This window comes from Kitasatospora sp. NPDC028961, assembly GCF_055564815.1.
The window spans coordinates 1-25,467 of record NZ_JBVHVO010000044.1 but is presented as its reverse complement, the minus strand read 5'-3'; the positions used below and the strand labels follow the sequence as shown (position 1 = coordinate 25,467).

Sequence of the window (25,467 nt, the reverse complement as noted above, 5' to 3'; positions counted from 1 at the left end):
GGGCCGCTGCTAGGGGAGCGGTTCCTGCATCGTGGAGCAGTGGATGCCGCCGCCCCCGGCCATCAGGCGGTCGACGTCGAGCTGGACGACCTCGCGCCCGGGGAACGCCTCGGCGAGGGTGCGGCGGGCGGCCTCGTCCTTGGACACGTCGCCGAACTGGGCCGCGATCACCGCGCCGTTGACGACGTGGAAGTTGAGGTAGGAGTCGACGAACTTCGGGTCGCGCGAGCGGACGGTGTCGGGGCCGTCGACCCGGATCACCTGGAGCCGGCGGCCCCGGGCGTCGGTGGCCCGGGAGAGGATGTCGAACTGCTCGCGGGCGTCCCGGGCCCAGACGTCACTGCGGTCCGCCGGGGGCAGCTGCACCAGGACGACGCCGGGCCGGACGAACCGGGAGGTGACGTCGATGTGGTCGTCGGTGATGTCCTTGCCCTTGATCCCGGGGACCCAGATCATCCGGTCCGCGCCGTACACCTCCAGCACGGCCTCCTCGATCTCGTCCCGGCTCATGCCCCGGTTGCGGTTCTTGTTGACCAGGCTGCTCTCGGTGGCCAGCAGGGTGCCGTCGCCGTCCGTCTCGACCGACCCGCCCTCACCGACGAACTCCGCGTAGGAGAAGGGGAGTCGGAGCATCTCGGCGATGCCGCGGGCGACCTCGGCGTCGTCCCGGTGGGTCTGCTTGTTCCCCCAGCCGTTGAAGTTGAGGCCGACGGCGTCGAGCCGCCCGCGACCGTCGCGGCGGAACACCGGGGCGGTGTCCCGCATCCAGAGGTCGTCGGTGGGGACGGCGTCGGTCACCGTGACGGCGGGGCCGCAGGCGGACCGGGCCTCCTGGACGCTGTAGCCGTCCGGGGCGCACATGACCACCGGCTCGAAGCGCGCGATCGTCCGCGCGATCAGCGCGATGTCCTGCTGGACGCCCGCCAGCTGCCGGCCCCAGACGGACTTGCGGGACGGCCAGGACATCCAGGTGCGGGCGTGCGGGACGTCGTCGCGGTCCACCCACCACTGCGGGAGCCCCGCCTCGGCGTGGTCGGTCCGCCCTGCCTCCGGGACCGGACCGCGCGGGGGCTCCGCTCCGAAGAGTCGGCCGAACAGGGAACGGCCGTCGCCCTGGTTGTCGCTCATGCGGATCTCCAGAATCAAGTATTGCCCACCGGGTGACCGGTGGCCTTGCCGTGGGCGGTCGGGCCGTCGTACCCGGCGCCACGGCCCCACTCTCGCACTGACTGAAAATTCAGTCAAGAACACGGACATGGGTGTGCCCCGCCGAGTCGGACCGCTCCCCCCGGGCGCGAACAGGTCCGGACCGGGCCGGTCGGGGCCGGTCCGGACCTCGGCGTCTAGCGGCGCAGCCGCTCCAGCTCGATGTCGATCGCGCCGCTCATCAGCTCGCGCGCGTGCTCCCCCGGCAGGCTGCCGCTGAGCCACCGGACGCTGAGCCCCTCCATGAGCGCGGTCAGCCGCTCGGCGGAACTCGCCAGCGCGGCGGCTCCGTTCATCGGCCGCACCTTGCCCAGCAGGTCGGCGACCTCCTGCACCCAGACCAGCGTCGCGCGGGCCAGGTCCTCCCGCAGGTCCGGGTCGAACACCGCGCTCGCCCGCAGCTCGCCCCAGGCCGTGCTGTTCTCCCGCACTTCGGGGGTGTCCTGGAGTTCCAGCAGCAGGGTCTGCTCCAGCTCGCCCCGGGCGTCCAGCGGCGGGGCGTCCGGGGCGCGCTCGGTCGTGTAGCGACCGGCCCGGTCGTTGATGAACTCCAACGTCGCCCGGAGGATCCCCGCGCGGTCCTTGAAGTGGTAGTAGATCAGCGCGGTGGACACGCCGGCTTCGGACGCCAGCTCCTCCACCCGCAGCCCGCGGACACCGCGCCGGGCGATGACCCGCGCGGCCGCTTCCATGATCAAGGTTCGACGGTCAGCCACGAGGGATCATCCTACCGGGAGGTCCGCCCGGCGGATGCCTCCCGACCCGAACCTGACTGAAACTACAGTCGGGGTTATGATCCGGTGCGATCCCGGACACCGGCGAAGCGGTGGGCCCTCCCACCGGGCCGGCGCCGCCACCCTCACTCGATCCGCCTCACTCGATCCGCTGGGAGCCAGCATGACCGCAGAGCCCTTCGGCGCCCCGTCGCCCACGGCGTTCCAGGCGCTGTCCCCGGACGACCCGCGCGAGGTCGGCGGCTACCGCCTCTGCGCACGGCTGGGCGCGGGCGGCATGGGCCGCGTCTACCTCGCCTACACGCCCGGCGGGCGCCCGGTGGCGCTCAAGGTCGTCCGGCCCGAACTCGCCGAGGACCCGGAGTTCCGGCACCGCTTCACCCAGGAGGTGGCCAGCGCCCGGCGCATCCACGGCCTCTACACGGCCCAGGTGGTCGACGCCGGCACCGACGCCGCCGCGCCCTGGCTGGCCACCGCCTTCGTCCCCGGCCCCTCGCTCCAGCAGGTCGTCCAGCAGCACGGCCCGCTGCCCGAGCGGACCGTCGTCCTGCTCCTGGCCGGGATCGCCGAGGCCCTCCAGGTGATCCACGCCGCCGGAGTCGTCCACCGCGACCTCAAGCCCGCCAACGTGCTGATCGCCGCCGACGGCCCCCGCGTCATCGACTTCGGCATCGCCCGCGCCGCCGACGCCAGCCCGCTCACCGGCACCGGCCTGCGGATCGGCTCCCCCGGCTTCATGGCCCCCGAGCAGGTCCTCGGGCTGGCCGCCACCCCGGCCACCGACGTCTTCGCGCTCGGCGCCCTGATCGCCTTCGTCGGCTCCGGCACCCCGCCCTTCGGCGACGGCCCCGAGCCGGCCTCGCTCTACCGGGCGGTGCACGAGGAGCCGGACCTCTCCCGGCTGCCGGAGGGGCTGCACGACCTGGTCCGGGGCTGCCTCGCCAAGGACCCGGAGCACCGGCCGGACACCACCCGGCTGATCGAGGCCGCCCGCGACCACCCGGCCACCGGCGGCGAGCTGCGCCTCTCCGACGACTGGCTGCCCCAGCGGGTCAGCACCGCGCTGCACCGCCACACCGACCTGCCGACCACGCCCCACCGGGCCGCGCCCGGTCCGGACCTCGCGGCGGCTGCGGCACCGACCGCCGTGGTCCGGCCGGACGCGCCGCAGACCCGGCTGCAGCCGGCCCCCACCGGACGCCGGGCGGTGCGCGGCGCACGCCGCGGCGCCCGTACCGCGCTGCTGACCACCGCGGCCCTGCTGGTCGGCGCCGCCGGGGCGTTCCTGCTGCTCGACCCCGGGTACCTCGACGACCTGGACGACCAGAACGTCGCCGCCACCGGCAGCGCGCCGCCGTCGGCAACGGCCGCCGCGGCGCCGACCACTCCCCCGCCGACCCCCTCGGCCGCCCCCTCGGCCGCTCCGGAGCCGACCACGCTCCCCGGCTTCACCGCCGTCTACACCGGCCTGGAACTCACCTCCCCCGACCACTCCTACGAGTTCGACCTCAGGACCGGGAAGGTCGCCGCCCAGGACACCTCCACCTGGTACCTGGGCCGCCACGCCGGCGAGTTCTACGTCCCGGAGGACAGCGACGCCTACGTCGCCCCGACCGATCGGCTGACCCTGCCCGACTGCGTCAAGGGCATCGAGACCCAGCCCGCCGCCACGTTGTCCTTCAGCGCCGTGCGCACCGACCGCGCGTTCTGCGTCCGCGCCCGGGGCGGCCGGGACATCGCCCTCGTCCGGGCGCTCGCCACCGGTCCGGACGACGCGCCGGTCAGGGTCTCCGTCACCTACTACCGCCGCGCCGCCTGACCCGCGGGGCCGGGCCCGGCGGCCCTGCGCGTCACCCGGCCGTTCCCGTCACCCGGCCGACCGCGTCCCCTGGCCCTTCGCGTCACCCGGCCGACCCGAGCACGACCGGGTCCCGGGCGAGGTCGGCCAGCAGGGCGTCCAGCTTCGCCCGGTCGACCGAGGGCATCACGAAGACGTGCACGTAGCTGCGGCGGGTGGTCTCGTCGCCCGGGACCATCAGCACGTCCTGGGAGGACAGCGACCACTTCGCCACCAGCTCGGGGCTCGGCTTGCGGAACCGCACGGTGACCGCGCCCGGGGTGCGGGCCGGCCAGAGTTCGACGCCCGTCTCCCGCTCGATCCCCCGCAGCCGCCGCTCCAGGTACCCGGCCAGCTCCTGGGCCCGGCGTATCCGGTCCACCTGGTCCTGGTAGGAGTGCCGGGACAGGTGGTCCCAGATGACCAGCGGGGAGAAGCCGTTGCGGGAGCCCGCGAAGGTGGTGTCCGGCGCGCCGATGTACTCCGGCTGGGACGGCGGCGAGATCTGGTACTTGACCTTCGTCATGTAGATGCCGCAGGGCCAGGGCGCGCCGGGCCACTTGTGGCCGCTCATCGCGATCGAGGAGACCATGTCCAGCTCGCCGTGCTCCCGGGTGGGCAGCCTCAGGCCGAAGTCGTACTCGGGCAGTTCGACGTCGGGGGTCCAGCCGTACGCCGGGTCCTGGTTGGCCAGCCGCAGGAACGGCGCGTAGCCGGCGCCGAGCGCGCCGTCCACGTGGATCCAGAAGCCCCGGCGCAGGTCGACCAGCGGCTCCCCGGTCCGCGGGTCCGTGCCGTAGACCACCTGGCGCTCGACCAGGCCGTACCGCTCGAAGATCGGCAGCAGCCGCTCGCAGACCTGCCGGACGTCGTCGTGGGCGCCCTTGAAGGTGCTGCCGAGGTTGAGGTTCACGAAGACCGGGTGCCCGTTCGCGGCGAAGAACTCGACCAGCACCGCGAGGGCGTCGACGTCGATCTCGCCCGGGCCGTCCCAGGAGAGGCCCGAGGGGCCGGGGCGGGAGGGCACCTCGGTGGGCCACTCGCGGCGCCCCGTGGCGGGGTCGACCAGCGGACACCGGTCCGCGTACTTCTCCAGGCCCACGGCGTGGAAGGTCTCGACACCCAGCACCCGCACCGCCTTGGCGAAGGAGTAGTGGGTGTCCTCGGAGTAGAAGGCCACCGGCCGGTGCGCGTTCGGGTTGTCCCGGTCGGGCGCGGCCTGCACGTACCGCAGGGCGTCGAACGGGGCCGTCGGCGGCTGGATCAGCGCCTTGCCGCTCAGGTAGTCCCGGGCGTTCCAGAGCGCGTACATGTTGCCCTCGGTCGAGCCCATCGAGAGCATGTAGCCCCAGTAGGACTCGGGGTCGGCGGGGTCGTGCGGCCGCTCGGCGTTCCACAGGGCCGCGTAGTAGTCGAGCACCGCGCGCTCGACCACCTTGGTGTTCGGCTTGTAGCCGCCGCTCTGGAAGGGGTCGCCGAGGTTGTTGATGTTGTTCGGCATGAACCGGGCCAGGTCCAGTGCGCAGCCCTGCATGTCCTGGGTGGCCTGGTAGCCCACCAGGTGGCGGCGCTTGCGGGTCAGGTACTCGTCCACGGTGTCCAGGGCGTGCAGGCGCCGGTCGTCGTCCAGCCCGCCGGTGGGGAGCACGAAGTCGCGGCCGTCCAGCTCCGCCCCCGGGTCGACGGCGGTCGCGGCGGCGAAGGTGGCGGTCGGGCTCATGGGCGCGGCACTCCAGGGTGTTGGGGTGGGGGGCGACGTGGGGGTCGCGGTGGGGGCCGCACGGGGTCGCCGCGGGCCGTCCACCGGCGGGGAACGCCGCGGGGGCGTTCGACGCTCGCGGTCAGGATGGAACTTCCCGACGCCGGGGGGAAGTTCCTCCGCACAAGATTCGGTGGCACGGCCCGAGATCTTGCGGATCAGCGGAAACAGCTGGAATCCTGCCCGGCATGCCGAACATTCCACCGACCCGCAGAGCGCCCGTCGACGACGTGGACCGGGCCATCCTGCGCGTCCTCTCCGACCACGCCCGGCTGCCCAACAACGCGCTCGCCGAGGCGGTGGGCATCGCCCCCTCCACCTGTCTGGCCAGGGTCCGCGCCCTCCAGGAGCGCGGGATCATCCGGGGCTTCCGGGCCGACGTCGACCCCGCCGCGATCGGCCTGCCGCTGCAGGCGATGATCTCCGTCCGGCTGCGCGCCCACACCCGGGAGCAGAACGAGAGCTTCCGCGGCACCGCCCCCGACCTGCCCGGCGTCCTGGCGGTGTTCCACATGGCGGGGTCCGACGACTACCTGCTGCACGTCGGCGTCGCCGGACCCGAGGGCCTGCGCGACTTCGTGGTGGACCACCTCACCACCCACCCGGCGGTGGCGCAGACCCGGACCAACCTGATCTTCGAGCAGATAGCCGGCCGCCGCTACCTCGGCGACCCGCTCCCGGCGACCGGCTGAGCGGCCGGGCCCCCGGCGAGCGGCGGACCGGCCGGTCCGCCGGAGCGGCGGGGTACCGGGGTACTCGGGCCCGCCGGTGCGGCACGTCCGGCCGAATCGGAGGAGCATCGAGTGCGGGGGCGACCGCGGCGGCCGCGACCGCCGGAGCGGCGGCACTCGGTGCGGTCGGCCGGGCACGAGGAGGAAGGCCATGATCGTCGACTGCGCGCACTACCGCGACGGACGCCGCCAGCACGAGGGCCCCATGCCGCTGGAGGAGGCGGCCGCGCGCTGCGCGCAGGGCGGGTTCGTCTGGCTGGGCCTGTTCGAACCGGCCCCCGAGGAGCTGGCCACCGTGCGCGAGGGCTTCGGACTGCACGAACTCGCCGTCGAGGACGCCCAGGCCCACCACCTGCGGCCGAAGGCCGAGCGGTACGAGGACGGCACCGAGCTGATCATCCTGCGCACCGCGCGCTACGACGACGAGCGCGAGGAGGTCGACTCCGGCGAGATCAGCCTCTTCCTCGCCGAGCACTTCGTGATCACCGTCCGCCAGGGCATCGCCAGCGAGCTGGCCGGCGCCCGCAACCGGCTCGAACGCAGCCCCGAACTGCTGCGGACCGGCAGCGCCTCGACCCTGTGGGCGATCCTCGACCAGGTGGTCGACAGCTACGCGCCCGTCGTCACCGAACTCGAACGCGACATCGAGGAGATCGAGGCCACGGTGTTCTCCGGCACGGTCGCCCCGACCGAACGGATCTACTTCCTGCGCCGCGAGGCCACCGACTTCTACCGGGTCGTCCACCCCCTGCTCGCCGTGCTCGCCCGGCGGCTCCAGCCCGGCCGGTCGGCGCCCGAACTGCTGCCGTACTTCCGGGACGTGCACGACCACCTGCTGCTGGTCAACGAGGAGGTCGCCGCCCAGCGCGACCTGCTGGCCACCGTCCTGGAGGCGAACATCGCGGTGATCTCCGTCGAGCAGAACCGGATCAACCTCCGGCAGACCGCCACCATGGAGCGGCTCACCATCGTCGCGACCGTCTTCCTCCCGCTGTCCTTCGTGGTCGGCTTCTTCGGCCAGAACTTCGGCTGGCTGGTCGACCACATCGGCAGCCTCACCGCGTTCGTCGCCCTCAACGTCGGCGGCCTGCTGCTGCCGTGCCTGCTGCTGTACATCTGGCTGCGCCGGCGGCGCGCCCGCCCGGCGCCGCCGGTCCCGGGGGCGAACAGCGCCGTCCGGCACACCCCGAGGGCCCCGATGGGGTAGGGCGGGCCACCGCCCGCGGCGGATACCGGCCACCTGACGCGCGGCCTGTTCCCCACCCGCCCGCCGGGGCGTAGCGTGACCGCGTGAACGCGGACCCGCTCTCCCGGCACGACGTCGTGATCGTCGGCGGCGGCCACAACGCCCTGGTGGCGGCGGCCTACCTGGCCCGGGCCGGCCTCCGGGTGCTGGTGCTCGAACGGCTGCCGCAGGTGGGCGGGGCGGCGGTGTCGGCCCGGGCGTTCGCGGGCGTGGACGCCCGGCTGTCGCGCTACTCGTACCTGGTGAGCCTGCTGCCGCGCCGGGTCGTCCGGGACCTCGGGCTCCGGCTGGACCTGCGGCGGCGCCGGATCTCCTCCTACACGCCCACCGTCCGGGACGGCCGGCCGACCGGTCTGCTGGTGGACGCCGCCGACCCCGCCCGGACCGCGGCGTCCTTCCGGGCGCTGACCGGTGACCCGCGCGAGTGGGAGGCCTGGCAGAGCTTCTACGCGGCGACCGGGAAGCTCGCCGAGCGGGTGTTCCCGACGCTCACCGAGCCGCTGCCCGCCCGGGCCGGTCTGCGCCGGCTGATCGCGGACGACGCCGTCTGGGAGTCGTTCTTCGAACGCCCGCTGGGCGAGACGATCGAGCGGACCTTCACCGACGACCTGGTCCGCGGCGTGGTGCTGACGGACGCGCTGATCGGCACCTTCACCCACGCCCACGACCCCTCGCTGCTGCAGAACCGCTGCTTCCTGTACCACGTGATCGGCAACGGGACGGGCGACTGGGACGTCCCGGTCGGCGGGATGGGCGCGGTGACGGGCGCGCTGGCCGAGGCGGCGCTGGCGGCCGGCGCGGAGATCCGGACCGGCTGCGAGGTCACCGCCGTCGCCACCGACGGCACCGGAGAGGCCGAGGTGTCCTACCGCCACCGGGGCGGCGAGGCCACCGCGGTGGGCCGCCGGGTCCTGGCGAACGCCGCCCCGGCCGTCCTGGCCCGGCTGCTGGGCGAGGACCCCGGGCCCGCCCCGGAGGGCGCCCAGCTGAAGGTCAACATGGTGCTGCGCCGGCTGCCACGGCTCCGGGACCCGGCCGCGGATCCCCGCGACGCCTTCGCGGGGACCTTCCACATCGCCGAGGGGTACCGGCAGTTGGAGACGGCCCACGCCGAGGCGTCGGCCGGCCGGATGCCCTCGATGCCGCCGTCGGAGATCTACTGCCACACCCTCACCGACCCGTCGATCCTCGGGCCCGAGGCGCTCCGGCAGGGGCTCCAAACGCTCACCCTGTTCGGACTGCACATGCCCGCGCGGCTGTTCACCGACCCGGCCGCCAAGGAGCTCGCGCTCGCGGCGAGCCTGGCCCGGCTCGACGAGGTGCTGGCCGAGCCGCTCGCCGACTGCCTGGCCACCGACGCCGCCGGGCGGCCGTGCGTGGAGGTCAGGACCCCGCTGGACCTGGAGCGGGAGATCGGCCTGCCGGGCGGTCACATCTTCCACCGGGACCTCGCGTTCCCGTACGCGACCGAGGAGCCGGACGGCGCCGCCGCCCGCTGGGGCGTGGCGACGGCGCACCCGAACGTGCTGCTGTGCGGCGCGGGGGCGGTCCGCGGCGGCGGCGTCAGCGGCATCCCCGGCCACAACGCGGCACAGGCCGTCCTGGAGGACCTCGGGCCGTAGCCGCCGAACGGCCACCGGCTCAGCGCACCGGCAGGTCCAGCACCGCCGGGTCGGCCGGCGTGGAGCCGAAGGTCACGGTGGAGCCGGACGGCGTGCGACCGCCGTAGAGGGCGTCCCGGGTGCCGAGCACCAGCGCGAGCCGGTGACCGGCGGGCAGGTCGTAGGCGGTGGCGAAGAGCGTGACGTCCAGCGGGAACGGCTGCCCCGGCGTCCGGTCGGACCAGCTCTGCGGGCCGTGCGAGATCAGCCGGCCCACGCCCAGCGCGTCCACGTCGTAGAGGTAGGCGACTGCCGTGCCCTGCGGGGCGGAGGCGGTCACCGTGGTGTGCACCCGGGCCGCGCCGCGCACCGCCAGGCCCCGCGGCCGGGGCGGCGACTGCCGGACGACGGCGGCGGAGCGGTCCAGCAGCGGGACGACCGCGGTCGGCGCCCGGTGGAGCACCTGGTCCGCCAGCCCGGACAGCAGGGCGACGCCGCCGCTCGCCCCGGAGGCGGCGTTGCCGCGCAGCGTCGACCGCCAGTCCCCGGCGGCCGGTCCGCCGAGGTCCTCGGCACCCAGCGCCAGCGTCTCGGTACGGGAGCTGACGGCCTGCCAGTCGGGGTGGGCCTCGTGCGCGCCGGTGGGGCGGACCGCCAGGTCGACCGGCGGCCGCGAGTCGCCGGGGGCACCCTTGAGGTACTGGTCGAGCCAGGAACGAGCGCTGCTCCAGGCGGCGTTGGAGAGGCCGAGCAGGCCGGTGAACTCCTGGCCGGCATGGTCGCCCGGGCGCAGTTCGAGGCGCTTGGGCCCGGTGAGGCGCTGGTAGAAGGCCGTCACCTGGCCGGGGTTGAAGAAGCTGTCGCCCCAGGCGTTCGCCAGCAGGACGGCGGTGCCGTTGGCGTTGATCCGGTCCAGGTAGCGGGCCGGTGAGCGGGTGTCCGCCCACCGGACGACCTCGGGCAGGTCGCGGTCGGCGAAGAGGTCGTCCAGCACCCGGCTGAACTCGGAACTCCGGCGGCCGGTCGGCGCCTGGATCCCGGCGAGCACCGCGGCCGCCTGGACGTGCCGGGTCTGCCCGCTGTACAGCGAGTCGGTCAGGTCGGCCCAGCCGCTCAGCGAGGCGACGGCCTTGATCCGGGGGTCGAAGGCGGCGCCGAGCAGGGTGAGGCCGCCGCCCAGCGAGAGCCCCACCATGCCGATCCGCTCCGGGTCCGCCGGGGTTCGCGCCAGCGCCCAGTCGATCACCGTGGAGATGTCGGCGACGTCCTTCGGCCCGGCGACGTCGACCTCGCCGCCGGAGCCCCAGAAGCCGCGCACCGTGTAGGTGACGACCACGTAGCCCGCGGCGGCGAGCGCGTGGCCCTGGGCGACGTACTCCAGGTCGTTCTGCCCCCAGCTGGCCGGCTGCACCACCAGCGGGTACCGCCCCCGCGGGTCGGCCCCCGGACTGCCGGGGGCCGGGGTGAACACGTCCGCCTTGAGCACCACGCCGTCGTTCGCCGGGATGTCGGCCAGCCGGAACGACCCGACGGCGCCGGCGGCGGGGCCGGCTGCCGGGCCGCTCGCGGGGGTCGCCGTCGGGGTCGCCGCGGAGGCGGGCCGGGCGACGGCGGCCCCCCCGAGCGCGAGCGCCGCCACCAGGACGGCACTGGCCGCCCGGCGGCCGGGACGGGGGTGGGATCGTTCCATCACTGCTCCCTCTGCATTCGAACCACTGGAATCACGCGAATCCTCGGAGCACGCTCGGAGCGGCTCGGATCGCTCGGATCGCTCGGATTACGGAGGCCACTCGGACCGTGCGGACAACACGGACCGCACGGACCTCGCGACTCCGCCCGGCCGTCGAGCCTAGCGAGCTGATGACCCATCAGAGGAGGTGATGATCAGCCACATTACTCGCCAGTAGCCGTCGATGGATCACCCCACACCCCGCCCCACCCCCGCCGATCGGCAGGGTCGCCGACCCGCCGAACGTCCGCAATGCGGCGTCCGGTGCCCGGTCATCGGGCATGATCACTTACGCTACTGAGCAGTCATCAGTTCGACGGATGACCGAACAGCACATGAACCATCGAACAACCAGGGGGAAACCATGCTCCGTCGCATGTCCGCACTGACCGTCTCGGCCGTTCTCGCCGGTGGCCTGCTCCTCGCCGCCGCGCCCGCCCAGGCCGCGCCCACCCAGGCCCGCGCCTCCGTCTCGGTCAACATCGGTGAGCTGCAGGTCCAGGCCGCCAAGCTGCGCCAGCAGGCCCAGCGCCTGCGCAGCCAGGGCCACTTCCAGGAGGCCAACGTCACGGACGCCCGCGCGGCCGCCATCGAGGCGCAGATCCGCCGCTACGAGGAGTGCGAGCGCAGCGTCCACTGCTGACCGGTCCACCCGGGAGACCCCCGCGACGCGGCGCCCCGGCGCTGCGACGCGGGGGTCTCCCCGCGTTCCCCGCTACGGCCGGCCCGGGGTGGCGGCGCCGCCCGGCCGGCGGGTGTGGGCGAGGAGCGCCGGGACGACGACGTCCCACGTCCCCTCGGGAAAGACCTCGTGCCCGGTGCGTTCGAGGGCGATGAAGCGGGCGCCGGGAATCTCCGCCGCCAGGGCGCGCCCGTGCTCGACCGGGAACAGCGGGTCCTCGTCGCCGTGGAGCACCAGGGTGGGCGCGGTGATCCCGCCGAGCCGGTGGCGCCAGGGGCGGCCGGCATCGAGGAGGTAGGGGTTGGTCGACTGGGCGGCGATGTCGGCGGCGTGGTCCACGACCCGGGCGGCCAGCCGGCGCACGGCGTCCTCGTCGAACGGCCGCGAGACGGCGGCGAAGGGGCGCTCGCCCTCGACGATCGAGGCGATGACGGCGTCCCGGTCGGACCAGTCGACCCCGCCACCGCCGTCCGCTCCGGCCTCGCCGTCACCGTCCTCCACTCCGGCCCCGGGCCCGGCCTCGGACTGGGCCTCGGACTGGGCCTCGGACTGGGCGAAGAAGGCGGCGAGCCGGTCCGACATCGGCGGGAGGTCCGCCTGCTCCTGTCCGGGGATGCCGGGCGTGGACGACGCGCAGGTGAGCGTGGCCACCCGGTCCGGGTGGTCGAGGGCCAGCAGCTGGCCGACCGCGGCGCCCTGCGACATGCCGACGACGTGGGCCGCGCCCAGGCCGAGGGCGCCGATCAGGGCGGCGGCATCGTCGGCCAGGTCCGGCAGCCCGTACGGCGGAGCGCCCACCGGGTAGGTCGTCGATCCCCCCGCGTCGCGGCTGTCGTACCGGACGACGAACCTGCCCCCGTCGGCCAGCCGCCGGACGAAGCCGTCGCTCCAGTTGAGCGCGCAGTGGCCCGCGCCGTGGATCAGCAGGACGGCGGGATCGGCGGGATCGCCGAGGAGGTCGGCGCTCAGCTCCGCGCCGTTGACCTTGAGGATGCGCCGGCCGGTCGTCATCGGGCCGCTCCTTCGAGGATTTCCGTCACGTGTCACGACGACCCTACGGCCAGGCGGGTCGTTCCCCGGCGAACGTCCGCACCCGATCGGTGGGTGGTGCGCTTCGGTCCCGTCGCCCGTGGGCAGCCTTCCCGGGCGGGGGCACGGATGCGAGGAGGACGGCATGCGTCAGGACGAGGCCAGGCACTTCGACGAGCGGACGGCGGCGGGTGACACCGCCGCCGAGCCCGGCGGCGCGGCCGATCCCGAGGCCCGCTACCGCCGTTCCTCGGCCTTCCTCATCGACGAGGCCCTCGGCTTCCTCTTCCCCGCCGCCCTCCGCGCCGCCGCCGACGTCGGCGTGGCCGACCACCTCGCGGACGGCCCCCGCACGCCCGCCGAACTCGCCACCACGACCGGCCTGGACGCCCGCAGCCTGCACCGGGTGCTGCGCCTGCTCGCCACCCGGGGCGTGGTGGCGGAGGACGACGCGGGCCGGTTCACGCTGACCGACGCCGGGCAGGCGCTGCGCAGCGACGTCCCCTGCTCGGCCCGGACGGCCGTCCAGATGCTCACCGACCGCACCATGTGGCAGCCGGCCGGCGAGCTGACGAGCTGCCTGACCGAGGGCACCGCGTCGTTCGAGGCCATCTTCGGCATGCCGTTCTTCGACTGGTTCGCCCAGGACGCGCGGACCGCCGCCGTCTTCCACGGCGGCATGGCAGCGATGTCCGACGCCGAGAACGCGGTCCTCGCGGCGGCCTACGACTTCCCGGAGACCGGCACGGTCGTGGACGTCGGCGGCGGCCACGGCGGCCTGCTGCTGGAGGTCCTGCGCCGCAACCCGGGCGTGGCGGGCGTCCTCTACGACCGCGCCCACGTCCTGGCCGACCACCGCCTCGACACCGACAAGGAGATCGCGGGCCGCTGGACCCTCGCGGAGGGCGACTTCTTCGCGTCCGCACCGCCCGGCGACATCCACCTGCTCAAGCGCATCACGCACGACTGGGACGACGAGACCTGCGTGACCCTGCTGACCAGCTGCCGCCGCTCGCTCCACCCGGGCGGCCGCGTCCTGGTCCTGGACGCGGTGGTCCCCCGGGGCAACGCCCCGCACCAGTCCAAGACCCTGGACCTGATGATGATGGCCTCCCTCACCGGCCGCGAACGCACCGAGGCGGACTTCGCCGCCCTCTTCGACCGCGCCGGCCTCCGCCTCTCCCGCGTCCTCCCCACCCCCACCGTCCTGTCCGTGGTCGAGGCCGTTCCGGCCTGACATGTCATCAGGTACTGCTCGAAGGCGGTGGTCCCGGCTCCCGGGTCGAGTCGGCGGGGAGGAGTTCGGCGGTGCGGTGGGCGACCTCGTGGTGGAGGGCGTCGCGGACCACCCGGACGGCGGGGTGGGTCACCGCCTCGCGCCGTACGGCCAGCGTGATCGGCAGCCGGATGTCGACCTCGTCCGGCAACAGCCTTCGCAGCAGGGCCCGTTCGGCGAGGAAGGCCGGCAACACGCCGATCCCGGCGCCGAGTCGGGTGGCTTCGACCTGGGCGAAGACGTTGGTGGAGGAGAACGCGGGTGTGATGCCCGGCAGATGGCGTTCGATGTCGAGGTCGCCGACCTGGAGCATCGAGTCGATGTAGAAGATCAGCGGATGCTCCCGCAGCTCGGCGACCGAGCCGGGCGGGCCGCACCGCGCGAGGTACTCGTCGGCGGCGTACAGGCCCAACGCGTAGTCGGTCAGGTGCTCGGTCACCAGGCGGCTGCGCGGTGGCCGGCCGATCGCCAGGGCGAGGTCGAAGCCGGCCGGGCGCAGATTCAACTGCCGGGTGGCCGTGATGAGTTCGACGCGCAGTCGGGGGTGGCGCCGGCGCACCAGGGCCAGTGCCGGGGTGACGAAGACGGTGCCGAAGCCGTCCGGGGCGCTCACCCGGACGGTGCCGTGCAGGGACGGCGCGTCCTGACCGGAGACCGCGTCGACGACCCGGACGAGGGCGTCCTCGATCGCGCGGGCGCTGTCCGCGACGGACCGGCCGGCGTCGGTCAGGCCCCAGCCCTCCGTGCCGCGTTCGATCAGCCGTACCCCGAGGCTCCTCTCCAGCGCGGTGATCCGGCGGGACACCGTGGTGTGGTCCACGCCGAGCGCGTCGGCCGCGCTGACCAGCCGGCCCGTGCGGGCGACGGCGAGCAGGTACCGCAGGTCGTCCGCGCGGAGTGCGCGCGGGTCGGGGCCGCCGTGCTCCGGCCGCGGCGGCGGCTCCGGGTCGTCGCCGACCGGGCGGGTACGGGAGGGCACCGGGGCAGCGTATCTGCATTCGCGCACACCCCGTCTGCACGATTGGTGCTTGAGCGCACGACTCGGGGGCGGCAGAGTCGGGGCACCGTCGGCCGGCGCACCCGGCCGCCGTTCCTCCCAGCGTCGAGAGGGTCCCCCATGGTCGCCGGCCTGTCCCTGCCCCGGATCGTGCGCGTCGGCCGCGGCGCCGTCGAGGAACTGGGCGACGTCGTCGCCGGACTGGGGCTGAGCCGGCCCCTGCTCGTCACCGACGCGTTCCTGGTGGGGACGGGCGCGGCGGAGCGGGTGACCGCGACGCTGGTCCGGGCCGGGCTGAGCCCTCGCCTGTTCGCCGGCACCGTGCCCGACCCGACCACCGACTCGCTGACCGCGGGCCTGGAGGCGCTGCACGAGCACCGGGCGGACTCCGTCATCGGGTTCGGCGGCGGCAGCCCGATGGACAGCGCCAAGGCGCTCGCCCTGCTAGGCGTCCAGGGCGGTCGGATGCGCGACTACAAGGCGCCGCGCGTCAACCACGGGCCGGCGCTCCCGGTGATCGCCGTCCCCACCACCGCCGGCAGCGGCTCGGAGGCGACCCAGGTCACCGTCATCACCGACAGCGGCACGGACGAGAAGATGCTCTGCCTGGGCCCGGCGTTCCAGCCGGTCGCCGCCGTCGTCGACGCGGACCTGACCCTGTCGATGCCGCCCCGGCTGACCGCCGACACCGGCGTCGACGCCCTCACCCACGCCGTCGAGGCGTACGTCAGCCGCAAGGCCAACGCCTTCTCCGACGGTCTGGCCCTCACCGCGATCGCCACCATCGGCCGCCATCTGCGCCGCGTCTACGCGGACGGTTCGGATGCCGTGGCCCGCGAGGCCATGATGCTCGCCGCGACCCAGGCCGGGATGGCCTTCTCGAACTCCAGCGTCGCCCTCGTGCACGGCATGAGCCGTCCGATCGGCGCCCACTTCCACGTCGCCCACGGCCTGTCGAACGCGATGCTGTTCCCCGCGGTGACCGCCTTCTCGGTGGCCGCCGCCCCCGGCCGGTACGCCGACTGCGCCCGCGCCCTGGGCGCCGCGAGCGTGACGGACGCCGAGGGCGCCGCCGCCGCCAAACTCGTCGACGCCCTCCACGAGCTCTGCCACGACCTGGCCGTCCCCACGCCCCGCGCCCACGGCATCGACCCGGCCGCGTGGGCCCGGCTGACGCCCCTGATGGCCGAGCAGGCCCTGGGGTCGGGCTCCCCCGCCCACAACCCCGTCGTGCCCACCGCCGAGCAGATCCAGGAGCTCTACGCCCGGATCTACGCCTGATCACCGCCGACGCCCGCCGGGCTCACCCGCCGCAGGGCCAGCCGCGCGTAGGCCCGCACGTCCGCGTCGGAGTCGGCGAGCCGTTCCCGCAGGCCCGCGGCGACCGCCGGGTCACCGGTGGACCGGGTCAGGGCCCGTACGGCGGCCTTGCGGACGTCCGGGTTGTCGTCGTCGAGCAGGGCGACCAGCGGGGGCAGCAGCCCGGCGGCGCCGAGCGCGCCGGCCGCCGCCTTGCGGACCTGCCAGGCCGTGTCCGGCACGGCGGCCGGCGCGGCCAGTTCGGGCGGGCAGCCGATGCCCGCCGCGCCGTCGAAGGCGGCGGCCCGTACCAGCGGGTCGGCGTCACCGGCCAGCCGGAGCAGCGCCGGCGCGGCGGCGCGGTCGCCGATGGTGCCGAGCCCCTCCCCCACCGCGACCCGCACCTCCCGGGCGGAGTCCCCCGCCGCGGCCGCCAGGGCGGTGGCGGCGTCGAGCGAGACCAGCCCGCGCACCGCCTGCAGCCGGACCGGGACCTCGGCGTCGGCCAGAGCGGCCGTGAACAGCTCCGCCGAACCGGTCCGCAGCACCCGGGACAGCTCCAGCACGCCCGCCCGGACCACCGGATCGGGCGACCCGGCGGCCCGCTCCACGGCCGCGCCGAGCGAGCCGTCCAGGACGTCGGCCAGCTCACGGAGCCCGGCGACCGCCGCCGCCCGGACCGGCCCGTCGGGGTCGCCCAGGGCCTCGGCGAGCGCCGCGCCGGTACCGGCCGGCGCCGCCTCCGTCAGCACCGCCACCGCCGTCCGCCGGACCTCGGGGGCCGGGTCGGCGAGGTACGGCGCCAACCGGTCGAGGGCGGGCTGCTGTTCGGCGAGCCGCAGCAGTTCGAGCAGCCGGGGCGAGGCGGGCACGGTCGGCGCCGCCTCCGTCCGGGCGGCGGCCACGGCCGTGCCGGTGCGCCCGACCGGCAGCGGGTGGACCTCGCCGAGCACGGTCACCGGGAGCTCGGGCGGCTCCAGGCCGTCCACCGGCACCAGGTAGGGCGCGACCGGCCGGGTGAGGAACTCCATCGCGCCGGCGGCGTTCTTGCGCAGGTTGAGGTGGCTGAACCACTGCTGGTCGTCGCGCTCCGGGTGGTCGACGCGCTCGTGGTACAGGCCCCAGCGGCTCTCGGTCCGGGCCAGCGAGGAACGGGCGGCCATCTCGGCGCAGTCCCGGATGAAGTCGACCTCGACCGCCCGCATCAGCTCGTGCGGGGTCCGGGCGCCCATCGCCGCGAGCTCGCCGCGCATCCGCTCGAAGTGTTCGAGTGCCACCGACAGCCGCGCTCCGGTCTTCGGCGGTGCGACGTAGTCGTTGACGAAGCGCCGCAGCTTGTACTCGACCTGCGGCTGCGGCGGTCCGTCGGGGTTGCGCAGCGGGCGGTAGACCAGCTCGTGGGCGGCCGCGAGCTGGTCCCGCGGCAGCTCGGCGCGGGCCGGGGGAAGGTTTCCGGCCGCGTGGGTGCCGGCCAGGTCGCCGAAGACGAACGCGCCGATCATGTAGTTGTGCGGGACGCACGCCAGGTCGCCCGCCGCGTAGAGGCCGGGCACGGTGGTGGCGGCGTCCTCGTCGACCCAGACGCCGCTCGCCGAGTGCCCGCCGCACAGGCCGATCTCGGAGATGTGCATCTCCACGTCGTGGGTGCGGTAGTCGTGGCCGCGACCGGCGTGGAAGGTGCCCCGGCTGGGCCGTTCGGTGGTGTGCAGGATGGACTCGAGGGCCCGCACCGTCTCCTCCGGCAGGTGCGTGGTCCGCAGGTACACCGGGCCTCGCTCCGAGCCGAGTTCGGCGGCGAACTCGGCCATCATCTGCCCCGACCAGTAGTCCGAGTCGACGAACCGCTCGCCGTGCCGGTTGACCTGGTACCCGCCGAACGGGTTCGCCACGTACGCGCACGCGGGCCCGTTGTAGTCCTTGATCAGCGGGTTGATCTGGAAGCACTCGATGCCGCTCAGTTCCGCGCCCGCGTGGTACGCCATCGCGTAGCCGTCCCCGGCGTTGGTCGGGTTCTCGTACGTCCCGTACAGGTACCCGCTGGCGGGCAGGCCGAGCCGGCCGCACGGGCCGGTGGCCAGCACCACCGCGCCGGCTTCGACGGTGACGAACTCCCCGCTGCGGGTGTCGAATCCGGCCGCGCCGACCGCCCGGCCGCCGGAGGTGAGCACGCGCACCGGCATCACCCGGTTCTCGATGGTGATCCGCTCGCGCATGTGGCGCTGCCGCAGGACCCGGTAGAGCACCTTCTTGACGTCCTTGCCCTCCGGCATCGGCAGCACGTAGCTGCCCGATCGGTGCACCTGCCGGACCAGGTACTCGCCGTACTCGTCCTTCTCGAACTTCACCCCGTACCGCTCCAGCCGCTGGACCATCGCGAAGCCGCGGGTGGCGGTCCGGCGCACCGTGCGCTGGTCGACGATGCCGTCGTTGGCGCGGGTGATCTCGGCGACGTAGTCGTCCGGGTCCGCCCGGCCGGGGATGACGGCGTTGTTGACACCGTCCATGCCCATCGCCAGCGCACCCGAGTGCCGCACGTGCGCCTTCTCCAGCAGCAGCACGCTCGCCCCGGCCTCCGCCGCGCTGATCGCGGCCATCGAACCGGCGGTACCGCCGCCGACCACCAGCACGTCACAGCTCAGGCGCCGGGCGTCGGCGAGGTCGGGGATCTCCATGGTGCACCTCTCACTAGGGCTTGTCTGTACGTGCGCCGCTCCGGGCGCTCACGGCCGCGACCGCGCCGGCACGCGCTCCCGCAGCGCCGGCACGGCGGGCTCGCGCCTACGACCGCACCTGCTCCAGCACGCGTTCCTGCACCTGCGCCGGCACGGCGGCTTCGCGCCTACGACCGCACCTGATCCAGCACGCGCTCCCGCAGCGCCAGCACGGCGGGCTCGCGGCGCGCGGCCGCGTCCCGCGCGTGCGGGACGGCGTGCACGGCCGCCACCGTCCCGCCGCCGAGCACCGCGACGCGGTCCCCGAGCAGCAGCGCCTCGTCCACGTCGTGCGTCACGAACACCACGGTGCAGCGCTCCTTCTCCCACACCGTCAGCAGCAGTCGCTGCATCGCGGCCCTGGTCTGCGGATCGAGCGCGCCGAACGGCTCGTCCATCAGTACCGCCCGCGGCGCCCCCACCAGCGCCCGCGCGAGCTGGACGCGCTGGCGCTGGCCGCCGGACAGCTCCCGCGGCAGCCGCCGCTCCAGCCCGGCCAGCCCCACCCGGGCGATCCAGCCGTCCACCGGCGCCCGCCGGTCGACCCGCGGCACCCGCCGTACCGCGAGCGGGAGTTCGACGTTCCTCCGCACGCTCCGCCAGGGCAGCAGGGCGTCCTCCTGGAACACCAGCGCCCGCTCCGCGTCGGGCCCGCGCACCGGCCGGCCGTCGGCCAGCAGCTCGCCGCCGGCGGGCGGCAGCAGGCCGGCGAACACCCGGAGCAGGGTGGACTTGCCGCCACCGGAGGCGCCGACCACCGTCAGCACCTCGCCCGCTCCGACCTCCAGGTCGACACCGCTCAGTACCGCCCGCCCGGCATGTCCGACGCTCAGCCCCCGGGCCGTCAACCGCACGCTCATACGCCCACCTCCACCCGTTCCGGCCGCTCGACGCGCGCCTGCGCCGCCACCGCACCGCTCCCCTGCGGACCGGCCGGCGGCAGCCAGGCCGTCAGCCGCCGCCCGACCAGCTCGACCGCGCCGGACGTGGCCCAGCCGAGCAGGCCGATCGTCACCATCCCGGTGAACACGCCCGGGTAGTCCAGCACCGTGTACGCCGACCAGGTCCGGTAGCCGACGCCGAACTGTCCGGAGACCATCTCGGCGGAGATCACGCAGATCCAGGCCACGCCGATGCCCACCGAGAGCCCACCGACCACCCCGGGCAGGGCGCCCGGCAGCACCACGCTCCACAGCACCCGCCCGCGCCCGCCGCCCAGCGTCCGCACGGACTCCTCCCAGACCGGGGGCACCGCGCGCACCGCGTGCCGGGTGGCGACGGTCACCGGGAAGAAGGCCGCGACGAAGGTGATGAACACGATGCCCTGCTCGTTCTCCGGGAAGAGCATGATCGCCACCGGTACCAGGGCGATCGCCGGGATCGGCCGGACCACCTCCAGCACCGGGCCGAGCAGATCGGCCGCCCACCGCGAGCGCGCGGTCAGTACCCCGACCGCCACGCCCAGGACCGCCGCCAGCAGGAACCCGCTGCCGATCCGCCGCAGGCTGTCCGCCAGGTCCTGCCAGTACTGCCCCGTCCCGAGCTGCCGCCAGAGCGCCTCGCCGACCTGGCCCGCCGTCGGCAGGTGGTCGAACCTCACCCAGAGCCGCACCCGCCGTGCGGTGAGCAGCTGCCACAGCCCGACGAACGCGACGAGCGCTCCCGCCCGCACCAGCCTGCGCCGCGCGGTCACGACGCCGCCAGCGCTTCCCGGTACGTCAGCGGCCGGGCGCCCGGGTGGGCGGCCAGGTAGGCCTTCGCGCCGTCCTCCGTGGTGAACGGCAGCAGCGAGCCGCCGTCCTGCACCCACTGGTCCTTGTCCGCGAACCAGCGGGTGCCGGTCGCCGCGTCCGGTACGTACGCCGCCCGGACCTTCGCCCCGGCGGCCTTGAGCGCCCGCAGCAGGCAGCCCGGGTCGGCGGCCGGGTGGGTGGCGTCCTCGCCGTCGTACCAGACCTCGCCGGCCAGGGCGGGATCGGTCACCGGACGGCCGCAGACCGGGTCGGTGCCGGTGATCCGGGCGGGTGCGACGGCCGGCAGCGCGGCCTTCTCCTGGTACGAGGGGTCGATGAACCGCTCCACGTCGAGCGCCTTCAGCACGCCCACGGACTTGAGGAACGGCACGTCCTGGCGCAGCGCGTCGAGCAGTCCGGCGTCCAGCGGGGTGGCGAAGGTGGCGATGCCGCCGGGGCCGTTGTAGAGGTGGACGACCTCGGCGGCCAGGCCGGTGGCCTCGGCGACCTCGCGGCTGGCGTCCAGCGGGTGCTCGTTGAGGAACCGGGTGGCGTCCGACTGGGCCCGCAGGAACGCCTCGACGACCCCGGGGTGTGCGGTGCCGTACTCCTGCCGGATCACCACCCCGTGCAGGGTGGGCCGGCCCAGGGCGGCGCCGTCGTAGAGCAGCCGGCCGTCACCGGCGAACACCACCGCGCCCGGCCAGGCGACGAACTGGGCGAGTGCGTCCACGCTCCCGGCCTTCAGCGCCGAGGCGCCGACCGCGGGCTGCTGGTTCTGCTTCTGGATGTCGCTCTCCGCCACTCCGGCCCGGGCCAGCGCCTGGACGAGCGTGCCGTCGGCGGCCGAGCCGACCGAGGTGGAGACCTTCCGGCCCTTGAGGTCCGCCAGGGTGTGCGCCGGCGAGGAGTTCGGCACCACGACGCCGTTGAGCGCGCCGAGCAGGTTGTAGCCGGTCACCGAGATCAGCCTGGTGCCCGGTCCGCCGGCCTCCTGGGCCCGGGAGCCGTTGATCAGCAGCGGATAGTCGCCCATCGACCCGATGTCGATCTTCTCGGCGAGCATCTGGGCGGTGATCGGGGCGCCGGAGTCGTAGTCCTGCCAGGTGACCCGGTAGTGCCGGCCGTCCTTCGTGCCCTGCTCCGCGAGGCGCTGCTCGAAGTAGCCCCGGGCCCGCAGCAGGGTGCCGGCGGTGACGGTGTTGATGGTCTTGGACTGGTAGCCGACGACCACCTCGACGGTGTCGCCGGAGGCGCTCGCGGAGGAGCAGGCGGTGGCGGCGGCCAGCACGGCGGCGGCCGTCATCGTTCTCAGCGCGCTTGCGGTGCGAATCATCTGATGGTCCCTCAGCGAAGCAGATAGGGCATGTTGACGGTGACCGCCCCGGTGGGGCAGCGGGCGGCGCACGGGCCGCAGTACCAGCACTCGTCGACGTGCATGTAGGCCTTGCCGCTGTCCTGGTGGATGGCCAGCGAGTCCAGTGGGCACATCTCCACGCAGAGCGTGCAGCCGGCGATACAGAGCGAGGCGTCGATGGTCACGGGCACGTCGGAGCGGTGGTCGGCGAGCGTCATGGGGCGGGTCTCCCTCAGGTCAGGTCGCGCAGCAGCCGGCCCTGCATGGTGATCCGGTCGCCGCGGAAGCGGATGTACTCCAGGTCGACGGGCCGGCCGTCGGCCAGGGTGGTGAGCCGTTCCAGCATCAACAGGGCCGATCCGCGCGGGACTTCCAGCACGGTGGCGGAGTGCGCGTCGGCGTTGACCGCCTCCAGGGTGATGTCGGCCCGGCCGAGCGGCTGGCCGGCGATCTCCTCGATCAGCCGGAAGATGTCGCGGTGCGCCAGATCGGTGGCGTCCAGCCCGGCGCCGATGTCGGGCGCCAGGTAGGTGAGGTCGAGCGAGAGCGGCAGCCCGTTCAGCCGCCGCAGCCGCTCCACGTACACCACGTCCGCGCCCTCCGGCAGGCCGAACCGGCGGGCCACCGGGCCCGGTGCGCGGACCGGGCCGAACGAGCGGACCTCGTTGACCACCTCGCCGTGCTCGTGGAGCGTCTCCGCCAGGCCCTGCAACCGGTTCAGCCCGTGCGGCACCTTGCCGGCCACGACCAGCGTCCCCGACCCCGGCACGCGGCGGACGAGGCCCTCACCGCGCAGCAGGTCCAGCGCCTCCCGGACGGTGTTGCGGGACTCGCCGAACTCCTCCGCCAGCTGGTCCTCGTGGGGCAGCGGGCCGTCCTTGAACACCTCGCTCAGCACCTGTTGCCGCAGGACGTCCGCGACCTGCCTGGCCCGGTCGGCCCGTGGGCGCCGGACGCCGGGGCGGACGGTGTTCTCGCTGGTCATCGGGGCTGCTCCGGACATCGGCGGGTGGTTCGGCCAGAACCCTAGAGCCGAACCCGCCGGTTCTTCGTTGCCGCCGCGTTACGCCATCTGACCAGCCATCACGACCACCTCCGACCTGCGGGAACACCGCCCGGCGCGACCGAACTGCCACCCGGCGCCACCGCGCCGGCCACCCCCGTCCGCACGGTGCGGTGGCGCCGGGTCGGCCCCGCCCAGGCGGCCGGTCGAGGCGGCGCGGCCGCGCGGCGCCGGCCCCCGGCTCAGTTCGGCGCCGCGGCCACGGCCACCGGCGACGAGCCGCCGGGAACCAGCAGCCGCGGCGCCCCGCCGCCGTCCGCCGGCACGCTCCAGACGTCGGTGCCCTTGCCGCCCTGGCCGGGCAGCGCGTATCCGAGCGTCTCCCCGTCGAGCCAGACCGCCTGGTCGTCCACGCTGCGCGACTCGGCCAGCGGGTGCTCGCCCATCCCCGCCAGCTCCAGCACGTGGAGCCGCCAGGGCGCCGCCGGGTCGGCCGAGACCTTCTTCTTGAAGGCGATCCGGGTGCCGTCCGGCGAGAGCGAGGGGCACTCCACGTTCTCCCGCAGGGTGCGGGCCGACCAGGCCCGGAGGTCCCCCTCGACCAGGTGGGTCCGGCCGCCGGTCGAGACGGTGGCGTAGAAGCGGTTGTCGTCGGCGGCGAAGCTGACGCCCCAGTAGTTGACGTCGGCGGCGTGGTAGCGGGCGCCGTCGACGGTCAGCGGGATGGACTCGATGGACTTGACCAGGTAGCCGGTACGCAGGTCCAGGACCGACGTCCGGGTGGAGAAGGTGCCCGCCGCGTAGGAGTCCCCCACCGCGAACGCGGTCCAGGCGAGCAGGTGCCCGGAGGCCGACACCCGGGCCCGGTTCGGGATCCCGGGCACCGTCACCGACTGGAGCTCGGTGAACTTCCGGTCGTACACCACCGCCTGGGTCCGGGCCGGGGTGCCGGGCAGGGCGCGCAGGCACAGCGCCCGGTCCCCCGCGGCGTGGAAGCGGACGCAGGACGGCCCGTCCGCCACCCCCGGACTGCGGGCGACCCGCCCGGTGGCGGAATCCCGGTAGTAGAGCCCGGGCTCGTCCAGGGTGAACGAGCTCGCGGCGGCGACCAGCCGCTGCCCGCCGCCGCGTTCCCTGGCGTGCAGGACGTACCCCAGCGAACCGCCCAGCAGCACCAGGGCCGCGGTGATCAGCACCAGCGAACGCGCTTTCACGAGACCTCCCTCTCCGGCCGCTCCGGCAAGATCCGCCGTGCCGCGACGAGTGCGGCGGCCAGCGCGAGCGCGGCCGCCGCAAGGGCCGGACGCGGCCCCCACCACGTCCAGGCCGCACCGAAGCCCGCCGCGCCGACCAGCCGGGCCAGCGCCTGACCGGTCTGCAGCACCGCGAGCCCGCTCGCCCGGCCGTCGAGCGGCAGGACCGGCCCGGCGAGTGCCATCAGCACACCGTCCGTGGCGGCGTAGAAGACGCCCAGGAGGACCAGGACGAGTACGGTGGCCGGCCAGCCCGGCGGGGCCATCACCACGAGGTAGGCCGCGAGCAGCGCACCGTGCCCCCAGAGGAACGGGGTGCGCCGCCCGGACCGGTCCGCGATCCGGCCCGCCGGTACGGCCAGCAGCAGGTAGCACGCCGCGGCGCCGAGCGGCAGCAGCGGGAAGAGCAGGGCCGGCAGGTCCAGGCCGCGCTGGAGCAGCAGGTAGAGGAAGGAGTCACCGATCGTCGCGGCGCCCAGCAGCACGGCGGCCGTGACGACCCGCCGGAACACCGGGTCGCCGAGTGCTCTGGGCTTCTTCCCCGTCCTGCCGCGCTCGCCTTTCCTCCCACGCTCGCCGACTGCCGGCTTCACATCGGCCACCGGCTTCACGCCGGCCGCCGGCCTCGCCCCGGCCGGGACGAAGAGCACCAGCACCAGCACGCCGAACAGCCCGGTGGCGAAGCTGACCACGAAGACCGCGTCGTACGCGTCCGCCGTCGCCCACAGCACCACGAACGCGACCAGGGGGCCGAGCAGCGCCCCCGTGGTGTCCATCGCCCGGTGCACCCCGAACGCCCGGCCGAGCTCCTCCGGCGGCGCGCTGAGCGAGATCATCGCGTCCCGCGGCGCGGTCCGCACGCCCTTGCCGAGCCGGTCGGCGGCCAGCGCGGCGGCGATCCCGGCGGCCGCGCCGCCGGCCAGCAGCAGCCCGAGCCGGGAGAGCGCCGACAGCAGGTAGCCGAACCCGGCGACCGTCCGGTGCCGGCCGCCGCCGCGGTCGGCGAGCTTGCCGCCGAGCAGCCGGACCAGCGCCGTCGCCCCGTTGAACAGCCCGTCGAGGAAACCGAATTGAAGCGGCGAGAGGCCGAGCCCCAGCACCAGGTAGAGCGGCAGCACGGCGGTGACCATCTCCGAGGAGAGATCGGTGACCAGGCTGACCGCGCCGAGCGCGACGACCGTGCCCGGGACGCGGGGGGGGGGGGGGGGGGGGGGGGGGGGGGGGGGGGGGGGGGGGGGGGGGGGGGGGGGGGGGGGGGGGGGGGGGGGGGGGGGGGGGGGGGGG

21 protein-coding genes are annotated in these 25,467 nt (G+C 74.8%); 7 read left to right on the top strand and 14 right to left on the bottom strand.

Annotated features, from left to right (window positions below; genetic code table 11):
• Nucleotides 1-9: 9 nt before the first annotated feature.
• Nucleotides 10-1,128 (bottom strand): agmatine deiminase family protein, encoded by a 1,119-nt coding sequence (locus ACZ4UX_RS36225; protein ID WP_465709761.1) that lies wholly within the window; start codon nucleotides 1,126-1,128, stop codon nucleotides 10-12.
• Between the two features lie 215 nt (nucleotides 1,129-1,343).
• Nucleotides 1,344-1,898, bottom strand: coding sequence for a TetR/AcrR family transcriptional regulator (locus ACZ4UX_RS36220; protein ID WP_380390854.1), 555 nt, complete (start codon nucleotides 1,896-1,898; stop codon nucleotides 1,344-1,346).
• A gap of 205 nt (nucleotides 1,899-2,103) precedes the next feature.
• Between ACZ4UX_RS36220 and ACZ4UX_RS36215 the strand changes: the two genes are divergently transcribed.
• Entirely contained in the window at nucleotides 2,104-3,759 is a 1,656-nt protein-coding gene (locus ACZ4UX_RS36215; protein WP_465709760.1) for a serine/threonine-protein kinase, read from the top strand.
• 82 nt (nucleotides 3,760-3,841) lie between these two features.
• Here the strand turns inward: ACZ4UX_RS36215 and ACZ4UX_RS36210 are convergent, their stop codons facing one another.
• The gene (locus ACZ4UX_RS36210) at nucleotides 3,842-5,497 is read right to left on the bottom strand and encodes a PLP-dependent aminotransferase family protein (RefSeq protein ID WP_465709759.1); all 1,656 of its coding nucleotides are present in this window, start codon (nucleotides 5,495-5,497) and stop codon (nucleotides 3,842-3,844) included.
• 227 nt (nucleotides 5,498-5,724) lie between these two features.
• On the opposite strand from ACZ4UX_RS36210, the gene ACZ4UX_RS36205 reads away from it, so the two are divergent.
• The 3 genes from ACZ4UX_RS36205 to ACZ4UX_RS36195 all read left to right on the top strand — a co-directional run bounded on the left by ACZ4UX_RS36205 (nucleotide 5,725) and on the right by ACZ4UX_RS36195 (nucleotide 9,135).
• Nucleotides 5,725-6,228, top strand: a complete 504-nt coding sequence (locus ACZ4UX_RS36205; protein WP_380390848.1) for an Lrp/AsnC family transcriptional regulator — start codon at nucleotides 5,725-5,727, stop codon at nucleotides 6,226-6,228.
• A gap of 190 nt (nucleotides 6,229-6,418) precedes the next feature.
• A complete protein-coding gene (locus ACZ4UX_RS36200; RefSeq protein ID WP_465709758.1) occupies nucleotides 6,419-7,474 on the top strand; it encodes a magnesium and cobalt transport protein CorA in 1,056 nt (351 codons plus the stop codon).
• A gap of 83 nt (nucleotides 7,475-7,557) precedes the next feature.
• Nucleotides 7,558-9,135, top strand: coding sequence for a phytoene desaturase family protein (locus ACZ4UX_RS36195; RefSeq protein ID WP_465709757.1), 1,578 nt, complete (start codon nucleotides 7,558-7,560; stop codon nucleotides 9,133-9,135).
• A gap of 19 nt (nucleotides 9,136-9,154) precedes the next feature.
• Here ACZ4UX_RS36195 and ACZ4UX_RS36190 read toward each other — a convergent pair whose 3' ends face one another.
• Complete coding sequence (locus ACZ4UX_RS36190; protein WP_465709756.1) at nucleotides 9,155-10,804, bottom strand: CocE/NonD family hydrolase; 1,650 nt, start codon at nucleotides 10,802-10,804, stop codon at nucleotides 9,155-9,157.
• Between the two features lie 415 nt (nucleotides 10,805-11,219).
• On the opposite strand from ACZ4UX_RS36190, the gene ACZ4UX_RS36185 reads away from it, so the two are divergent.
• Nucleotides 11,220-11,486: a hypothetical protein gene (locus ACZ4UX_RS36185; RefSeq protein WP_465709755.1), complete on the top strand. Its 267-nt coding sequence runs from the start codon at nucleotides 11,220-11,222 to the stop codon at nucleotides 11,484-11,486.
• A 72-nt stretch (nucleotides 11,487-11,558) separates the two neighbouring features.
• Here the strand turns inward: ACZ4UX_RS36185 and ACZ4UX_RS36180 are convergent, their stop codons facing one another.
• A complete protein-coding gene (locus ACZ4UX_RS36180) occupies nucleotides 11,559-12,536 on the bottom strand; it encodes an alpha/beta fold hydrolase (RefSeq protein WP_465709754.1) in 978 nt (325 codons plus the stop codon).
• Nucleotides 12,537-12,699: 163 nt separating this feature from the next.
• Here ACZ4UX_RS36180 and ACZ4UX_RS36175 point away from each other — a divergent pair, with 163 nt between their 5' ends.
• Nucleotides 12,700-13,791, top strand: coding sequence for a methyltransferase (locus ACZ4UX_RS36175; RefSeq protein ID WP_465709753.1), 1,092 nt, complete (start codon nucleotides 12,700-12,702; stop codon nucleotides 13,789-13,791).
• Between the two features lie 7 nt (nucleotides 13,792-13,798).
• On the opposite strand, the gene ACZ4UX_RS36170 is transcribed toward ACZ4UX_RS36175, so the two are convergent.
• On the bottom strand, nucleotides 13,799-14,809 hold the full coding sequence (locus ACZ4UX_RS36170; protein ID WP_465709752.1) for a LysR family transcriptional regulator: 1,011 nt from the start codon (nucleotides 14,807-14,809) through the stop codon (nucleotides 13,799-13,801).
• A gap of 138 nt (nucleotides 14,810-14,947) precedes the next feature.
• On the opposite strand from ACZ4UX_RS36170, the gene ACZ4UX_RS36165 reads away from it, so the two are divergent.
• Nucleotides 14,948-16,108 (top strand): iron-containing alcohol dehydrogenase, encoded by a 1,161-nt coding sequence (locus tag ACZ4UX_RS36165; RefSeq protein WP_465709751.1) that lies wholly within the window; start codon nucleotides 14,948-14,950, stop codon nucleotides 16,106-16,108.
• Here ACZ4UX_RS36165 and ACZ4UX_RS36160 read toward each other — a convergent pair.
• The 8 genes from ACZ4UX_RS36160 to ACZ4UX_RS36125 form a co-directional block, all read right to left on the bottom strand.
• Nucleotides 16,099-18,798, bottom strand: coding sequence for a fumarate reductase/succinate dehydrogenase flavoprotein subunit (locus ACZ4UX_RS36160; RefSeq protein ID WP_465709750.1), 2,700 nt, complete (start codon nucleotides 18,796-18,798; stop codon nucleotides 16,099-16,101). The two genes, ACZ4UX_RS36165 and ACZ4UX_RS36160, sit on opposite strands and share 10 nt — an antisense overlap.
• Nucleotides 18,799-18,965: 167 nt before the next feature.
• Entirely contained in the window at nucleotides 18,966-19,697 is a 732-nt protein-coding gene (locus ACZ4UX_RS36155; protein ID WP_465709749.1) for an ABC transporter ATP-binding protein, read from the bottom strand.
• Nucleotides 19,694-20,530 carry an ABC transporter permease gene (locus ACZ4UX_RS36150; RefSeq protein WP_465709748.1) on the bottom strand — a complete coding sequence of 279 codons (837 nt, stop codon included), beginning with the start codon at nucleotides 20,528-20,530 and terminating at the stop codon, nucleotides 19,694-19,696. Before ACZ4UX_RS36150 ends, ACZ4UX_RS36155 begins: the two co-directional genes overlap by 4 nt.
• Nucleotides 20,527-21,906: an ABC transporter substrate-binding protein gene (locus ACZ4UX_RS36145; protein ID WP_465709747.1), complete on the bottom strand. Its 1,380-nt coding sequence runs from the start codon at nucleotides 21,904-21,906 to the stop codon at nucleotides 20,527-20,529. Before ACZ4UX_RS36145 ends, ACZ4UX_RS36150 begins: the two co-directional genes overlap by 4 nt.
• An 11-nt stretch (nucleotides 21,907-21,917) precedes the next feature.
• Nucleotides 21,918-22,145, bottom strand: a complete 228-nt coding sequence (locus ACZ4UX_RS36140) for a 4Fe-4S dicluster domain-containing protein (RefSeq protein WP_380390824.1) — start codon at nucleotides 22,143-22,145, stop codon at nucleotides 21,918-21,920.
• A 14-nt stretch (nucleotides 22,146-22,159) separates the two neighbouring features.
• Nucleotides 22,160-22,912, bottom strand: a complete 753-nt coding sequence (locus ACZ4UX_RS36135) for a GntR family transcriptional regulator (RefSeq protein ID WP_465709746.1) — start codon at nucleotides 22,910-22,912, stop codon at nucleotides 22,160-22,162.
• A 260-nt stretch (nucleotides 22,913-23,172) separates the two neighbouring features.
• Nucleotides 23,173-24,144, bottom strand: a complete 972-nt coding sequence (locus tag ACZ4UX_RS36130; protein ID WP_465709745.1) for a TolB family protein — start codon at nucleotides 24,142-24,144, stop codon at nucleotides 23,173-23,175.
• Nucleotides 24,141-25,467 (bottom strand): MFS transporter (locus ACZ4UX_RS36125; RefSeq protein WP_465709744.1); only part of this gene is annotated, 1,327 nt, incomplete at its 5' end. The genes ACZ4UX_RS36130 and ACZ4UX_RS36125, both read right to left, overlap by 4 nt.

Coding starts and splice junctions, on each gene's coding strand:
- ACZ4UX_RS36175 (WP_465709753.1), top strand. CDS start 12,700: ATGCGTCAGGACGAGGCCAGGCACTTCGACGAGCGGACGGCGGCGGGT.
- ACZ4UX_RS36135 (WP_465709746.1), bottom strand. CDS start 22,912: ATGACCAGCGAGAACACCGTCCGCCCCGGCGTCCGGCGCCCACGGGCC.
- ACZ4UX_RS36165 (WP_465709751.1), top strand. CDS start 14,948: ATGGTCGCCGGCCTGTCCCTGCCCCGGATCGTGCGCGTCGGCCGCGGC.
- ACZ4UX_RS36185 (WP_465709755.1), top strand. CDS start 11,220: ATGTCCGCACTGACCGTCTCGGCCGTTCTCGCCGGTGGCCTGCTCCTC.
- ACZ4UX_RS36140 (WP_380390824.1), bottom strand. CDS start 22,145: ATGACGCTCGCCGACCACCGCTCCGACGTGCCCGTGACCATCGACGCC.
- ACZ4UX_RS36180 (WP_465709754.1), bottom strand. CDS start 12,536: ATGACGACCGGCCGGCGCATCCTCAAGGTCAACGGCGCGGAGCTGAGC.
- ACZ4UX_RS36205 (WP_380390848.1), top strand. CDS start 5,725: ATGCCGAACATTCCACCGACCCGCAGAGCGCCCGTCGACGACGTGGAC.
- ACZ4UX_RS36215 (WP_465709760.1), top strand. CDS start 2,104: ATGACCGCAGAGCCCTTCGGCGCCCCGTCGCCCACGGCGTTCCAGGCG.
- ACZ4UX_RS36190 (WP_465709756.1), bottom strand. CDS start 10,804: ATGGAACGATCCCACCCCCGTCCCGGCCGCCGGGCGGCCAGTGCCGTC.
- ACZ4UX_RS36145 (WP_465709747.1), bottom strand. CDS start 21,906: ATGATTCGCACCGCAAGCGCGCTGAGAACGATGACGGCCGCCGCCGTG.
- ACZ4UX_RS36220 (WP_380390854.1), bottom strand. CDS start 1,898: ATGGAAGCGGCCGCGCGGGTCATCGCCCGGCGCGGTGTCCGCGGGCTG.
- ACZ4UX_RS36155 (WP_465709749.1), bottom strand. CDS start 19,697: ATGAGCGTGCGGTTGACGGCCCGGGGGCTGAGCGTCGGACATGCCGGG.
- ACZ4UX_RS36225 (WP_465709761.1), bottom strand. CDS start 1,128: ATGAGCGACAACCAGGGCGACGGCCGTTCCCTGTTCGGCCGACTCTTC.
- ACZ4UX_RS36210 (WP_465709759.1), bottom strand. CDS start 5,497: ATGAGCCCGACCGCCACCTTCGCCGCCGCGACCGCCGTCGACCCGGGG.
- ACZ4UX_RS36200 (WP_465709758.1), top strand. CDS start 6,419: ATGATCGTCGACTGCGCGCACTACCGCGACGGACGCCGCCAGCACGAG.
- ACZ4UX_RS36160 (WP_465709750.1), bottom strand. CDS start 18,798: ATGGAGATCCCCGACCTCGCCGACGCCCGGCGCCTGAGCTGTGACGTG.